This window comes from Virgibacillus sp. GM2-2 (assembly GCF_055329585.1).
On sequence record NZ_JBUZWC010000131.1, the window covers coordinates 1 to 249 of the forward strand.

At 65.1% G+C, this 249-nt stretch carries 1 protein-coding gene; it reads right to left on the bottom strand.

Annotated features, from left to right (window positions below; translation table 11 throughout):
* Positions 1-220, bottom strand: a 220-nt coding sequence (locus ACY9Z2_RS19245; RefSeq protein WP_463611285.1) for a hypothetical protein, incomplete at its 3' end; no start/stop codon positions are given.
* Between the last annotated feature and the right edge of the window lie 29 nt (positions 221-249).

A 249-nucleotide genomic window follows, 5' to 3' on the forward strand; every position in this document is an offset into this window, starting at 1 on the left:
TGTTCTCCGCCATCGAGAGCGGGATCGTCAGTCCGACCCAGATGACCTCGCCTCCCCCGTTCACGCGCGCCCAGGTGGCCACGGTGCCTCCAGCGACCTGTGTCGTCTCACCGACGACGATCTTGTCTTCCCTGTCCGGTGCGCCACGGCACACGTTGGTACAAACCAATGCGGCGATGATTGCGAAAGACGCGCCGAGCGCGGGTATGGCCCCGACCACGGCCTGAGACCACCGGAGCAGATGATTGG